The following is a 13665-nucleotide window of genomic DNA, read 5'->3' as shown; positions in this document are numbered from 1 at the left end:
GCTTAGCGTATACGGTGTCGAAACGAAAGACGTTATGAGCATGGAGCGCGTATGAGAGCTATGTTAGGAAGTATTTGTTTTTTGGCCGTATCGGCGTGGGCGCAAGAGAGCGTCGTAGCGACCGATCGTACGCTTCATCTTCAAAGCGACATCGAGGGGCTTCACATCAGCATCGATGACAGACCTCGGGGCATAACGACGCAAGGCGGCATTTTAAAACTGGACATAAAAGAGGATGTCGGTACGGGCGGTTTTGGGTTTCATAAATTGGTCGTATACAAAGAGATCAACGCGACGCATGAGTATTACGCAGAGCGAGAGTTTAAATATAAACCCTATGATCCGATACGCATAAGCAAAGACACACTTCAACCCCGGCTTAAAAGAGCACTTCTTGCCAAACAAAACGGACTTTTACAAAGCGTGCAACTCAAGCACCGCCTCGCTTCAAAAATGGCAACGGATGAGCGTTTTATCTATGTCTTGAGTCAATCTCGCTCTAAAGTGTACAGCACGCAAAAGCGTGAGCCAAGCGATGCGGAATACTTAGAAATCTACGATAAAAAAACACTTGCTTTGGTTCATGAGATGCTTCTTAATGCTCAAGATTTAGACTCTTTCGATAGGGATATACTCTTGCACCAAGGCTATTTATACGTTGCCTCAAAAAACGGCAAAGTCCTCTTTTGGGAAACAAAAAAGCTTCTCACAGAAGCTCCCAAAGAGCTTGTAACGTCTGACAAAGAGCTCAATCGCTTAAGAGGTTTTGGCGCGTACCTGTTTCGCTTCGGCAAAGGCGGCATTGTGGAAATCTATCACCATAACGTACATGTAAAGAGCCTCGATACAAAAAAACAGCGTTTCAAAGGCTATGAAACGCTGGAAGACAAACGCTTTGATCGTATTTTTGATGTGCTCTACACCGATAACACGCTTTTTGTTGCCAACGATTTGGGCGAAGTTCAAGTGTATGCGCTTGGCTCTTCGCCCAAGGAAAGCTCGTTTATCACAACCTTGCGAGATATAAATGTTCAAGATGCTTATGACGTGCTCGCTTTAGCGTTGTACGACAAGCAGACTTTAGCGGTTGGAACCGATGGACACGGACTCGTGTTGTACGATACGAAAACCTTGAATGCGCTTGCATCGTTGCCGAATATCCCGAAAAATAGGGTGTATCGCATGCGTGTCTGGAACGATACCGTTTTGTTGACGCAAGAGCTGGATTCGCCGCATCTGTATAGGTATGATCTCAAACGCAAAAAAATAACGCACGATTTTCAAGGAGAAGCGAACGAGGTTATGGATTTTGAGATCAGCGACGAAAAGCTCTACACGCTCGACGACGGTCATGTGTATGTGTGGAATGTGAACCCAAAAGAAGAGGGCAAATGAAACGACATTATGTTTTAAAATTTCTCAGCATTGTTTTGTATTACGGGTGGTTAGGGCTTCTATACGGCATGGTATTTTCGCTCTTGCTTCAAGACAAAGGTCTGAGTGTCTTGTGGCTCAAAAATGTCGTTACAATGCTTACCGTAGCATTGACGCTATGGTTCGCGTATCGCTTCGAGATGCGTTACCATATGCCGACACAAAAATACGTTGTGATCGTACTCATCGCTCTTTTGGGCTTTTTAGGATGCGTTCAATACCCTCTTGCCTCGCCGCTTTGTTTTGCATTCTTTTTAGCTTCCATCGCTTACAAATGCCGTGATTGTGTTGCCTTTACAAGGATAAAACCGTGAGCGACATCGCCAAACGATTGGACGTTTTGTACGAACTAAAACGTTACGAAGAACTTTTACATGTCAGTATTCCTTTGTGTGCTTCCCATGATGAAGAGAGCATGAGCGCGTATCACTATACGATTTTGACGTTGATCGCGTTGGAGCGTTTGGATGAAGCACTTGAAGCCATCGCCCAAGCGTTGGAACAGTTTCCCTTAGAGGTGCATTTTCTTTATTTTCAAGCGTTTGTCTTTTTTAAGCAAAACCGATTGAAAGAGGCTTTGTCGTGTGTTAAAGAGCTTCTTTCCCATGAGCCCAACCACGGTGCGTACCATCATCTTCATGCGCAGGTTTTGGTAGAACTTTCCCGTTATATTGAAGCTAAACGCGCTATCGATAAAGCTTTGGCATTGGATGCGCACAATGTGGATTTTTTGCTTACCCTTGCCATCATTACGTATCATTTGGGCAATACGCCTATCGCGTGTGAAATCGTTACGGCTATCCTTGCGAGCGATCCGCATCATGCTGGAGCACTGCATCTGTACTCGATGCTGGGTACGTCTCATCTTTTTGAAAAAAGCAACGTTCTTCGCAAGATTTTAGTGCGTAACCCTTTTGACGTAGAGGGTAAAGAGAATTTGGAGAGTATCAAACGCTATTACGCACTTGCCCCTGCTTTGATGCTGGCTTTTTTGCTGTACGCCTTAGGCGAACACTTTGAAATGTGGGAAAAGAGTCCTCATACTTCAGGCGTCTTACTTCTTCTCTCCTTGTATGTTTGGCGCGATTGGCGCTTAAGTCTTCCGTTTTTTGTACTCTGTTTTGCTCTGCTGGGTAATGTGGCGTGGCATGAATGGTACGTCACGCTTTTGGGTGCGGCGATGTACTACGTTATGGGGCGTATCGGCGGGCAAGTTGTAGGACTCGTTTTTGCTAAAATAAAAGAAATAATCTATAAAGGGAAACGATGGATGAACCGTTAAAAAACAGAGTCAATGAGGAAGAGGCTGGCATGAGTGTGTTTGAGCCTTTACATGTAAAATACAAAATCACGTTTGATGCTATCGGCGGTTTGGAGGAGCTGAAAAAGCAAGCCTCTATGAAAATCATCCAACCCTTTAAAAATCCCGAATTGTTTAAGAAATTTAAAAAAAGTGCGGGCGGAGGCATTTTGCTTTACGGCGCACCCGGATGCGGAAAAAGCTACTTTGCGCGCGCTATCGCCGGAGAGTGCGATGCAACATTTTACAACATCGGAATTGAGCAAATCTTAGATATGTACGTGGGCAACAGTGAAAAAAACATCAAAGCACTCTTTGAAACCGCTCGTAAGAATCGCCCGTGCGTCATTTTCATCGACGAAATTGACGCGCTTGGGCGAAAGAGAGAACTCTTGCGTCACACCAATATGACCTCTACCATCAACGCCTTTTTAGCCCAAATGGACGGGGTGGAGAGCGACAATGAAAACATCCTCATCATCGGTGCGACCAATGCTCCTTGGGACGTGGACAGTGCGTTTCGGCGTACCGGACGGTTTGATAGAATCTTTTTTATACCGCCTCCCGATGAAAAAGCACGTGAAGCTATTTTCAAACTTTACTTGCAAGAACTCCCTATTGAACCGCTCGATTATGCCGCTTTAGGCAAGCTGAGCGTTGATTTTTCGGGGGCAGATATCAAAGGCGTGGTCGATCGCGTGAGCGAAGCGATCATCGAGGAAATTTTAGAAAAGGGTGAAGAGCTCACCATCGACCAAGATACCCTCAAAGAAGAGATACACCGCACCAAAGCAACGACATTGGAGTGGTTTAGTGCCGCAAAGAACGTCGTCGAATACGCCAATGAAAACGGCATTTACGATGAATTAGCCCTTTACATGTCAGAAACGCTCGGTAAGAAACCTAAAAAAATGGGCTTTGTGTAATGACCTCACACGAACTCTTCAAACGCTATACCGTCAAGCTACCGCACAATTTGGGAAAGCCTCTGTATATTCAGCCCATAGACGTTAAAAAACAATTTTTCAAAGAAATCATGACGCGCATAGGCGTGCTTGTTTTTTTACTTTTCGGCTCTTTTATAGCACTTGTGATGGCGTACAGCGCGTGGCAAACGCACGACGTATGGCACGGCATCATCGCGTTACTCTTTAGCGGTTTTTGGGTTGCGACCTATGCATGGGTGCGTTCATTCTTACATGTAAGTCTTTATGCCATAGCAGACAAGGGTATCGCTCGCTATACGTTGCACGTTAACGGACGCGTTGTTGATGCGGAGATATTTCACTTTTCGCCCTCTCAACGATGCGAAGTCAAAGAAGGCTATGTCGATCCCCACAGTCCCGTTTCCAAAAAAGGGTATAAAATAGAAGCGACGTGGTATGAAGAAAATCGTCATGTTTTTACGATGGCGTATTTAAGAGGCGAAGAGCCCTTATGCGATAAAAAAGCATTAGAAGAAGCCGTGAAAGCCTTTGAGATGTACACCTATACGCATAAGGCGTGATACGATGAAAAATTATTTTTATTTTTGGAACTATTTTGGCATAGCAAATGTATGGGCTTTGTGGTTTTTACCGCTCTATTTCATTACCGTATTTTTGGCGATAAGCTATGTGGACGAGTCGTTGGGGTCTTTTTTAGCATGGTTTGAAATCGCACTTTTGGGTCTTTATGATTTCACCTATCGCATCAAATCTTCCAAAGAAACACTCTTTGACGCGTTGACATTTCCGAATGAAGGGATGATTTTTCATTTTTTTATTTTCCCTTTTCCGGTTTGGACGGCGAGTTGCGGGGTGCTTTTAGCCCTTTGGGGACTACGCTAAACGAAAGGATATACGCTGCGCCGTTTTGGCGTGCGAAAGTTTAAAGAGCGGCGTAACGGTTTAAATGCACAGAATCGTTTTTGCCGATTTCTTGCGGGAGCGTCGTAAGGTTGGTTAAGATTCTTTGGTGTTTGAGCAAGCAGTCGAAAATTTTTTCAAAATAGGCAAAACAGCGGTGTATCTGCTTTTGAAAATACTCAAACTGAATGACGAACATCTCTCCCGATGAGCTAAATTGTAAAGTTTCGGCGTAGCAAAGACCGGCAAAATGAGCATGTGCTCCGATTAACTCTCCCGGATACGCGTCTAAGCATTGCGTTTTTTTCCCGATGAGCGTGAGTTTGCCCGAAAGGTAGATAAAAAGAGCGATCGGTTGAGAGCCTTTTTGGTAGACGATTTCATTGGCTTTATAGTGCCGCCGATAGGCATATCGGCAGTTGACGTCGGTATCGAAAAGGTGTTGAATGTTGAGACGGTAAAAATGCGTATCGTGAGACATAAGACCTTTCCTTTTATAAGGAAGGCACGCTTTTAAACGTGCCTTTGTGAGGTTGACGTTAGTGCACTTCTCTCCAGATTTTGACTTTCCAAGCAAACGCAAGAAGCGTGAAAAGTACCATATAGCCGATTAATTTATAACCGAGGTCTTCGCGTTCGGCTTTTTTACGATCGCCGACTTTTTCCATATAGGAGATCACTTGATTTTGCGCTTTTTCGGTTAAACCTACACGCGGCATCGACGTACCCGCTAACTGTTTTTGAGGATTGTTGATAAACGTTGAAAGGTACTCGTCGCTCTTCGCACGAATCATAATCGAAAGATCCGGAGGCAAGGTTCCCATATACGCGGTTAATGCCGCTTTATCCGAATGACTCATCGTTTTATCGTATTTCATATCGTGGCATCTGCCGCACGCTTCTTCATATAAAGCTTTGTCGGATACCGGCTTGACGATACTATGAAAAAAAGCAAGAATAGAGGAGATCTCGTCTTCGCTCATCCAGTCGTATGAAGGCATCGGAAAGGTTCTTGTTTGATCAAATTTGTGTTCAACAAGCATTGCTTTTGCCGGATTTTTGAGAAACGCGCTTAAGAAAGCCGGATCGTAGAGCAAGCCCGCATTGCTCAAATCGGGCGGTACGACACCGTACGCTAACGATGCATCGTTCTCACTCATGACAGATTGAATGCCGACGGATTTAACGGAATGGCAGGCGACACAGTTTGCTTGCACCAATTCTTCACCCTTGATAAAATCGCCTTTACCCACCGCATGCCCTAAATCCTTAAAAGCGAAATCGGCAGGGGCGACGTGAGGGTGCATTTGAGAATGGGCGAAAGGTTCGACACCCCAATAGACAACGGCAGTAAAGAAAAGAACCACCACTAAAATTTTCAACTCTCTCATGACTCGGCTCCTTCTTCGTTTTTGGCTTCAATTTTGGTAATAATCGGAAGGAGGACGAATAAAACAAGGAAAACGATGGTTGCACCAAAGCCTACCCACGCGTTTGCCCCCGTCGGAGGAAGCTTACCGTAAACGGTTAAAACGATCATATCGATTAACAATAACCAAAACCAGACGAAAAACATCGGACGTTTGTGCGCCGGTGCCGTATGCATCGTGTTGCGATCTAAAAACGGTAAAAGCATAAAAATAACGTTGGCAAATCCAAACGCCGCTAAACCGATATCCATTGCCGCAATACCGCCGATATCAAAGAAGAAACCGCGAAGCACTTCATAACTCCACAAGAAATACCACTCCGGATAAATATGTGCCGGCGTTTTCATATTGTTGGCCGGTTCAAAGTTGATCGGATCCATCGCAAAATCGTAGTGGAAACAGACCAAGTAGAAAAAGACGGTTAAGGCAATACCGACAACGAAAAAGTCTTTGGATAAAAAGACCGGCCAAAAAGGAACCACTTTAGACTCTTTTTTGCGACCTTCTAAATATTTCTTAGCCTCTTTGTCGAAATCAAACTCTTCGGAGTCTTGGTTATTGACATGCGGAAAGCGCAACGCATAGAAGTGAACGGCGATTAAGAGTAAAATCACTAACGGAAGTAAAAGGACATGTAACATAAAAAAGCGTGTTAACGTCGCATCCGCTACCAAGAAATCGCCTCGAATCCAAATAACCAACGCTTCGCCGATAAAAGGAATACCGCCGAAAAGATTGGTAATAACCTGTGCCGCCCAGTAACTCATCTGTCCCCACGGAAGCATATACCCGCTAAACGCTTCGGCAGAGAAGATACCAAAGAGTGCCATACCGGTTAACCAGATCATCTCACGGCCTTTTTTGTATGAGCCGTAATAGATACCCGTAAACATGTGAATGTAGATGACTAAGAAAATAACCGATGCCGCTACACCGTGCATATGTCTCCATAACCAGCCGTATTCGACCTCTTGCATAATCGTATAGTTGACGCTATCAAACGCCAATTTTATATCGGGTTTGTAATACATCAAAAGAAAAATACCCGATACGATCAAAATCATAAACAAACTCATTAAGACGACACCCATCGCCCATAAGAAATTGATATTCTTAGGAATCCAATACTCGCTCATCATGACTTTGATAAATCCGTTGACCGCCAATCGCTGATCCAACCAGTCCATCAAGCCCGTTGCTTTTTTTATTGCTGCCACGTGTCTCTCCTTTACGCTTTCTTAGCTACCATTTTTTTATATTCCGGTCCCTCTTCGCCGAGGACGAGTTTCGTTCCGTCGATTTTAAAGGGAGGAATATCCATAGGACGAGGAGGCGGTCCAAACGTGTTGACGCCGCTGGCGTCAAATTCGCCGCCGTGACATGCGCATTTAAACTGCTTGGTGGAGGGTGTCCACGTCGGAATACAGCCTAAGTGCGTACAAAGTCCGATCATCACCGAGTAGCTACTCCCTCCTGCGACGACGTCTCGTTTCTCGTTCTTTGCCATATCCGCACTTTTCTTCAAAATGAAAATCGGCTTCCCTCTCCATTGTATCGTTTGTACCTCTCCTTCTTTCATCGGAGAGAGATCAACGGTAATGAATCCGGCGGATTGTACGCTTGGAAGCGGATCCCAAGTCTTCTTCATAGCGCCCAGAGCCACAATGCCCCCTGCCGCTGCAAAACCGCCGAATGCCATGCCGATAAAGTCTCGTCTGCTCTCTTCAACAGCCATCCTGTTTTCCTTTCTTGATCAAATAAACTTACATGTAAAGCAAAGCTTTTACGCTATGTTAACGCTGAACTTTTTGGTAGCCAGCGCGCCTACGGTGCTTTTGGTGGGTAAAGTCGGTTTTGAAAGAAACCTATGCGAATGCTAGGTTTAAAATTTCAACCATGCGGTAAGATTCGGTCGCAATGTACCGAATCTTCTTATTTGTAAGAGGCGATCGTCGAAGCAACCGCTTTCAACTCGTCATCGCTAAGCGCACTTGCGATCGGTTTCATAACGCCTTTCATCGGGCCGCCTTCGCCGTTTTTATATCCGTTAAGCGATGCGATGATTTTAGCGGCATCCCATCCCGCGATAATTTGAGATTTATTTAAAGCCGCCTTGGAAGCTTTATCGCCGTGACAGGAAAAACATTTGCTTTTATAAATAGCTTCTCCCTCAGCGGCATTGAGTGCAAGCGATGTTCCTACGAGCAGTAGAAAAACCGTCGATAACTTTTTCATCCTTAATTTCCTCCATGTGATTGTTTGTTTTATATTTTTTTCATCATAGAGTGACATTTTATACTATAGCGAGTTTCTTTTGAGTCGCTAAGCACCTAAGGATAAAGCTTAATTTTTAATCGTATATCCTAAGTTTCCTACGGTTTGAACGACGTCGTTACCTATTTTTTTGCGTAATTTAAAGACAAGATTTTTTAAAGCCGAAGGCGGTGCTTCCTCGTAAACGTAGAGTTTGTCTTCCAAGGTTTGACGTGTCACGAGATTGCCTTTGTGTTGCAATAAAATTTCTAAAAATTCGACTTCTTTATGCGTCAAGCTAATTTTTTGGGCGTCTTGAATTAACTGTTTATTTTGGTAATCGTAGGCGTTACGTTCATCGATGGCTACAACGGTTTTGACCTTTTGAAGTAAAACGTCCGCGCTAATTTCCAACAACGCGATCAAGTCTTTTTCTTTGATCGGTTTGACCAGATAATCAACCAACGATAGTTTAATCGATTCCAACAATAAGTCTTTATCCGTATAAGCACTTGTCACGATGATCGGCGTTTCTTGATTCTCTTTACGTATCTTTTTGATGAGCTCCAAGCCGTTGAGTTTGGGCATCTTAACATCGGTAATGACGATGTCGGGACGATGGTTTTGATAAATTTCGAACGCCTCTTCGCCGTTGGCGGCCGTGAAGACTTCTTTCACGTAAAGCAGTAAAACTTTTTTAAAACTATTGCGGAGATTTTCTTCATCTTCGGCTAATAAAATAGAGCTATTTTTTAAGACCAATTTTTGATTATCTAACATGTGTAACGTTCCTTATGGCGAAGCGATTTGATGCTTTTGATTTAATTGTAACACGATTTTATCAAAAAGATAGCTATAATATTTGACGAACAACCCGTCGGTTTTTCTCAAAAATGAAGGTTTTAGTATGACTCAAACGATTAGTTTTACGCGAAGATACATCGTAGCTCTTTTGATTATCGCTTGTTTATCCGTTCTTGCCTATTACAATATGAACCATCTTATCAGCAACCAATCCAACGACGGAAAGATTATTAATTTAAGCAGTAAACAAGGGATGCTATCGCAACAAATCGCTTTGTTCGCCATTTACTATAAAACGGAAAATCTTCGCACCAATATCGCCGCAATGGAAGAGGCGCATCAACTGCTCATCTCGTTTCCGATGACGGATGAATTGAAAAAAATCTATTTCGACGAACCGTATAAATTGGATAAAAACGTTCAAGCCTATATATTTCATGCCAAGCGGTTTGAAGAAAACAGAGACGGACGAAGCCTTACGTATATTTTGCAAAATGCGCAAAAACTCTTAGAAGCTTTAGATTTGGCGACCGCCGTTTACGTGAAAACGACCGAAGAGACGACGATTAAGCTCAAAAACGTAGAGTTCTATATTTTTATTTTCACGCTCATTACGCTTCTTTTTGAAGCACTTTTCATTTTTAGACCCGCCAATAAAAAGATCATCGAGTTTACGCAGGAAATTTTCAGGCAGCAAGATTACGCCAATAGCGTTATTGAGTCCAATAGTAACGCGATTATTACACTCAATTACCAACTAAGGGTTAAAACATTTAACCAAATGGCAGAAAAAATCTTCGGATACACCAAAGAAGAGATGCTTGACCAACTCTTTTTCGATAAGGCGATTCCGATGCGCTATATGCACATGTTAACGAAAGATACGCGAAAAGTAACGCTTCGCGACATTCTCGCCATCGAAAATAAAGAAGAGGTTAAAACCATCGAGGGCGTCAATAAAAACGGCGATTTAATTCCCATTCGCCTTTCCATCGCAACCAGCGGGCAACACAGTGCCGTTTTAATTATCATCAGTATTCAAGATATTTCCAAAGAGACGCTCAAAGATAAAATTATGATGCAACAGTCCAAATTTGCAGCTCTTGGAGAGATGATCGCCATTATCGCTCATCAATGGAGACAGCCTTTAGCGCAGCTTAGTTTTAATTGTATGTACATTCGCAACAAACTCAAAGACCCTGATCTCATCGAGGAGACAGCAAAGAACGAAGAGATTATCCAATTTATGTCCGAGACGATTACCAACTTTGAAAATTTCTATAAACATACCGACAGTACGTTTTTTTCGCCGAACGTTTCCATCGTTCAAGCACTCAACCTTCTAGACTCTTCGATTCGGCAAAATGCGATCCGCGTTACGAAGAATCTTTTGGACGAAAGCTCGGTTTACGGCAATTCCAATAGCTTAGCGCAAGTCATTTTGTCTATTATCCAAAACAGTATCGACATCTTTAAAAACCTTCCTATCGAACATCCGCATATCGACATTACGCTTACATGTGACGAGAAAGACGTTTTTATCAGCATCTCGGATAATGCGGGAGGCATACAAGAAGCCCATATCGGCGACATCTTTAAACCTTTCCACAGCAACAAGATTAAACCTTCTACGGGGATTGGTCTTTATATGTCAAAGCTGATTATCGAAAACCAGTTTCACGGTCTGATTAACGCGTATAACCGTGAAAACGGAGCTACTTTCTCCATTCAACTGCCCAAAAAATAAGTTAATTCTTAAATTGACACATATTTAAATAATTAACATTGTTTTTTATATTTTTTATTAGCGACTGAAAAGAAACTGACAATAGTATAAACTTTCAGAGTTAACTCAAGTATTAAATTTTTGTTAAATGACCGTTCGTCATTGGGAAGGATTTAATATGAACATCAACAAAGGAGGTAATTTATGGAAAAAGGTTTTAAACTTCTTTCTTCGCTTGCTCTTATCGGAGCTCTCGGTGCGACAGTTTCGTTTGCTGCGACCGAAAGTGCCTTGGACAAGGTTATGAAAGAAAAAGGTTTAAGCGAAGCGGACGTCGTTCGTGCGGCTAAAACCTACAATCCGACCGGAGTCCATGACAAGTACTTGGTCTTTAGTTCCGGCGGTCAATCGGGGCAAATTATGGTGTACGGCGTACCGTCGATGCGACTTTTAAAGTATATCGGCGTCTTTACTCCGGAACCTTGGCAGGGATATGGATTTGACGAGGAGAGTAAAAAAGTCCTCGCTCAAGGAAAAATCCGAGGCAAAGATATTACATGGGGCGACACGCACCACCCTTCGCTTTCCGAAACGGATGCTAAAGTCGACGGTAAATGGTTGGTTGTCAACGACAAAGCCAACCCTCGTATTGCAGTTATCGATTTGCACGATTTTGAAACCAAACAAATCGTCGTCAATCCCGTCTTTAAATCTGAGCACGGCGGTTCTTTCTTTACGCAAGATTCCGAATGGATTATCGAAGCGGCACAATATGCGGCTCCTTTCGACAACGATTACCACCCGATCGAAGACTATAAAGAGACGTACCGCGGCGGTGTAACGATGTGGAAATTCGACCCTAAGAAAGGACGTATCCAAGAAAAAGACTCTTACACCATCGAACTCCCGCCTTACATGCAAGACTTAAGCGATGCCGGTAAAAAAGTGAGCCACGGTTGGGGTTTTACCAACTCGTTTAACTCCGAAATGTATACGGGCGGTATCGAAGTCGGTATGCCGCCGAACGAAGCGGGTATGAGCCGTAACGATACGGACTACTTACATGTCTATAATTGGCAAAAACTTGCAGAGTTGGCGAAAGACCCTAAAAACGTCAAAATCGTTAACAATCATCGCGTCGTTCCTATGGATATTGCGATCAAAAACGATGCATTGTTTTTGATTCCCGAGCCGAAATCTCCGCACGGCGTTGACGTTGACCCGACCGGCGAATATATCGTTGTTTGCGGTAAATTAGATACGCATGCTTCCGTTTACAGCTTTTCCAAGATTCAAAACTTGATCAAAAATAAAGAGTATGCCGGAAAAGATCCTTACGGTATTCCTATTTTAGATATGAAAAAAGCGTTACACGGGCAAGTCGAGTTGGGTCTTGGACCTTTGCATAATCAATATTCGAACGTTGACGGCGAGATTTATACTTCCTTGTACGTCGATTCACAAGTCGTAAAATGGAACTTTAAGACTTTAAAAGTGTTGGATCGCGTGAACGTCCACTACAATATCGGTCACTTGTGCGGTATGGAGAGCAATACGGCAGATCCTCAGGGCGATTATATTATTGCGTTGAACAAACTTTCCATCGATCGCTTTAACAACGTCGGTCCGTTACACCCGCAAAATCATCAGTTAATCGATATTCGCGGCGGTAAAATGGATATGCTTGTCGATATGCCGATTCCGTTGGGTGAGCCGCACGATGCCGTTGCAATCCGTGCAAGCAAACTCAATCCCGAAGTACGATACGAGATGGGAACCAATACGCGAACGAATACGGTTCATGAAGGTAAAACCCTTGCGGGACAAGAGAGAATCGAGCGAAACGGTAGTGACGTTAAAGTCTATGCAACCTTGGTTCGATCGCACATCAATCCTGAGAGAATTACCGTCAACAAAGGCGATAACGTAACGTTCTACGTCACGAACCTTGAAAGAGCCGAAGACGAAACGCACGGTTTTACGATCGATAACTACAACGTTCACGCATCGGTTGAACCGGGTAAAACTTCCAGCATTAAATTCAAAGCGGATATGGAGGGCGTCTTCCCTTACTACTGTACGGAATTTTGTTCGGCGTTACACCTTGAAATGATGGGTTATTTGATGGTCAAAGACCCTAACAAAAAATACGACAGCGTTCAAAAGCTTAAAATGGCATCGATGTCGAAAGAGCAATTGAAAGCCGAGTACGATAAAACGGTTGCGACCAACAAGGCGACGGATGACGTTATTCAAAGCGTCGTGAAGTTCTTGAAAGACAACCATTATGAAAAACACGACGTCGTTAAAAACCTCGTGAACGATGCCTTAGATCAATACGGCAAAATCGCCGAGCAGAAAAAACTATCCGATGCCGCCGTTAAAGAAGGCGACCTCGAAAAAGCGGTTCTGTTTGAAAATATGATCTGGCAGTATATGGTTAAAACGGCAGATGTCGGTATTCGTGCGAAAGATTTGTTAGTCAAATTTGTTGCAACCAAACAAAGCCCTGCCGCGGCAAAAGGCGAAACGGCTTTCAATGAAGGCGGATGTTCCGGTTGTCACGTCATCGGTAAAGTAAGCTCCGGTCCTGATCTAACGGGTGTTCTAGGACGCCATGAAAACGGTGAGAAATGGGTTGCCGAGTTTATCAAAGATCCGAAACCGAAATTTGACGAGCCGTACGTTAAAGCGATGATCGATTTCTTTAACTTAAGGATGCCTAATCAAAATATGAAAGATGAAGAAGTGAAAAATATCATCGAGTATTTGAAATGGGTTGACAGCAACGCTAATTTATTTTAGCGGCGCGTAATGCGTTTCGCAAGCGAGAGTAAAAGCTTTCGCTTGCGGATTCGTTGACGCGTATCA

The 13665-nt window shown here is 43.5% G+C and carries 14 protein-coding genes; 8 read left to right on the top strand and 6 right to left on the bottom strand.

The window, feature by feature from the left end; genetic code table 11:
• Positions 1-51: 51 nt before the first annotated feature.
• Genes NL930_RS08880 through NL930_RS08855 form a run of 6 tightly spaced genes read left to right on the top strand, consistent with a single transcriptional unit; the run spans position 52 to position 4563 of the window.
• Positions 52-1395, top strand: a complete 1344-nt coding sequence (locus NL930_RS08880) for a hypothetical protein (protein WP_254376440.1) — start codon at positions 52-54, stop codon at positions 1393-1395.
• A complete protein-coding gene (locus NL930_RS08875) occupies positions 1392-1748 on the top strand; it encodes a hypothetical protein (protein ID WP_039675746.1) in 357 nt (118 codons plus the stop codon). The genes NL930_RS08880 and NL930_RS08875 overlap by 4 nt, the downstream gene beginning before the upstream one ends.
• Positions 1745-2716: a tetratricopeptide repeat protein gene (locus tag NL930_RS08870; RefSeq protein ID WP_254376439.1), complete on the top strand. Its 972-nt coding sequence runs from the start codon at positions 1745-1747 to the stop codon at positions 2714-2716. Before NL930_RS08875 ends, NL930_RS08870 begins: the two co-directional genes overlap by 4 nt.
• The gene (locus NL930_RS08865) at positions 2701-3660 is read left to right on the top strand and encodes a 26S protease regulatory subunit (RefSeq protein ID WP_254376438.1); all 960 of its coding nucleotides are present in this window, start codon (positions 2701-2703) and stop codon (positions 3658-3660) included. The genes NL930_RS08870 and NL930_RS08865 overlap by 16 nt, the downstream gene beginning before the upstream one ends.
• Entirely contained in the window at positions 3660-4241 is a 582-nt protein-coding gene (locus NL930_RS08860; protein WP_254376437.1) for a hypothetical protein, read from the top strand. The genes NL930_RS08865 and NL930_RS08860 overlap by 1 nt, the downstream gene beginning before the upstream one ends.
• Before the next feature lie 4 nt (positions 4242-4245).
• Positions 4246-4563 (top strand): hypothetical protein, encoded by a 318-nt coding sequence (locus tag NL930_RS08855; RefSeq protein ID WP_254376436.1) that lies wholly within the window; start codon positions 4246-4248, stop codon positions 4561-4563.
• A 40-nt stretch (positions 4564-4603) separates the two neighbouring features.
• Here the strand turns inward: NL930_RS08855 and NL930_RS08850 are convergent, their stop codons facing one another.
• The 6 genes from NL930_RS08850 to NL930_RS08825 all read right to left on the bottom strand — a co-directional run bounded on the left by NL930_RS08850 (position 4604) and on the right by NL930_RS08825 (position 9044).
• Positions 4604-5062 carry a cyclic nucleotide-binding domain-containing protein gene (locus NL930_RS08850; protein WP_254376435.1) on the bottom strand — a complete coding sequence of 153 codons (459 nt, stop codon included), beginning with the start codon at positions 5060-5062 and terminating at the stop codon, positions 4604-4606.
• 58 nt (positions 5063-5120) lie between these two features.
• Positions 5121-5972 carry a c-type cytochrome gene (locus NL930_RS08845; protein ID WP_254376434.1) on the bottom strand — a complete coding sequence of 284 codons (852 nt, stop codon included), beginning with the start codon at positions 5970-5972 and terminating at the stop codon, positions 5121-5123.
• On the bottom strand, positions 5969-7228 hold the full coding sequence (locus NL930_RS08840) for a cytochrome bc complex cytochrome b subunit (RefSeq protein WP_354672753.1): 1260 nt from the start codon (positions 7226-7228) through the stop codon (positions 5969-5971). The genes NL930_RS08845 and NL930_RS08840 overlap by 4 nt, the downstream gene beginning before the upstream one ends.
• 11 nt (positions 7229-7239) lie before the next feature.
• Positions 7240-7746 (bottom strand): ubiquinol-cytochrome c reductase iron-sulfur subunit, encoded by a 507-nt coding sequence (petA, locus tag NL930_RS08835; protein WP_039675762.1) that lies wholly within the window; start codon positions 7744-7746, stop codon positions 7240-7242.
• 197 nt (positions 7747-7943) lie between these two features.
• Positions 7944-8246: a c-type cytochrome gene (locus NL930_RS08830; RefSeq protein ID WP_060826299.1), complete on the bottom strand. Its 303-nt coding sequence runs from the start codon at positions 8244-8246 to the stop codon at positions 7944-7946.
• Positions 8247-8354: 108 nt separating this feature from the next.
• On the bottom strand, positions 8355-9044 hold the full coding sequence (locus NL930_RS08825; RefSeq protein WP_254376415.1) for a response regulator transcription factor: 690 nt from the start codon (positions 9042-9044) through the stop codon (positions 8355-8357).
• Positions 9045-9171: 127 nt separating this feature from the next.
• On the opposite strand from NL930_RS08825, the gene NL930_RS08820 reads away from it, so the two are divergent.
• Positions 9172-10815: a sensor histidine kinase gene (locus NL930_RS08820; protein ID WP_254376414.1), complete on the top strand. Its 1644-nt coding sequence runs from the start codon at positions 9172-9174 to the stop codon at positions 10813-10815.
• 183 nt (positions 10816-10998) lie between these two features.
• The gene (nosZ, locus tag NL930_RS08815; protein WP_060826296.1) at positions 10999-13599 is read left to right on the top strand and encodes a Sec-dependent nitrous-oxide reductase; all 2601 of its coding nucleotides are present in this window, start codon (positions 10999-11001) and stop codon (positions 13597-13599) included.
• The last annotated feature ends 66 nt before the right edge of the window (positions 13600-13665 follow it).

Origin of the sequence: Sulfurospirillum sp. hDNRA2 (genome assembly GCF_024206095.2) — a bacterium.
Taxonomy (GTDB): domain Bacteria; phylum Campylobacterota; class Campylobacteria; order Campylobacterales; family Sulfurospirillaceae; genus Sulfurospirillum.
Note: the sequence above shows the minus strand (reverse complement) of the source record. Positions and strands in the feature narration are given on the sequence as shown.

What these genes read in the sequence shown, in the direction of transcription:
- NL930_RS08880 (WP_254376440.1), top strand. Translation starts at nt 52, where the DNA reads ATGAGAGCTATGTTAGGAAGTATTTGTTTTTTGGCCGTATCGGCGTGG.
- NL930_RS08875 (WP_039675746.1), top strand. Translation starts at nt 1,392, where the DNA reads ATGAAACGACATTATGTTTTAAAATTTCTCAGCATTGTTTTGTATTAC.
- NL930_RS08865 (WP_254376438.1), top strand. Translation starts at nt 2,701, where the DNA reads ATGGATGAACCGTTAAAAAACAGAGTCAATGAGGAAGAGGCTGGCATG.
- NL930_RS08860 (WP_254376437.1), top strand. Translation starts at nt 3,660, where the DNA reads ATGACCTCACACGAACTCTTCAAACGCTATACCGTCAAGCTACCGCAC.
- NL930_RS08855 (WP_254376436.1), top strand. Translation starts at nt 4,246, where the DNA reads ATGAAAAATTATTTTTATTTTTGGAACTATTTTGGCATAGCAAATGTA.
- NL930_RS08850 (WP_254376435.1), bottom strand. Translation starts at nt 5,062, where the DNA reads ATGTCTCACGATACGCATTTTTACCGTCTCAACATTCAACACCTTTTC.
- NL930_RS08845 (WP_254376434.1), bottom strand. Translation starts at nt 5,972, where the DNA reads ATGAGAGAGTTGAAAATTTTAGTGGTGGTTCTTTTCTTTACTGCCGTT.
- petA (WP_039675762.1), bottom strand. Translation starts at nt 7,746, where the DNA reads ATGGCTGTTGAAGAGAGCAGACGAGACTTTATCGGCATGGCATTCGGC.
- NL930_RS08830 (WP_060826299.1), bottom strand. Translation starts at nt 8,246, where the DNA reads ATGAAAAAGTTATCGACGGTTTTTCTACTGCTCGTAGGAACATCGCTT.
- NL930_RS08825 (WP_254376415.1), bottom strand. Translation starts at nt 9,044, where the DNA reads ATGTTAGATAATCAAAAATTGGTCTTAAAAAATAGCTCTATTTTATTA.
- NL930_RS08820 (WP_254376414.1), top strand. Translation starts at nt 9,172, where the DNA reads ATGACTCAAACGATTAGTTTTACGCGAAGATACATCGTAGCTCTTTTG.
- nosZ (WP_060826296.1), top strand. Translation starts at nt 10,999, where the DNA reads ATGGAAAAAGGTTTTAAACTTCTTTCTTCGCTTGCTCTTATCGGAGCT.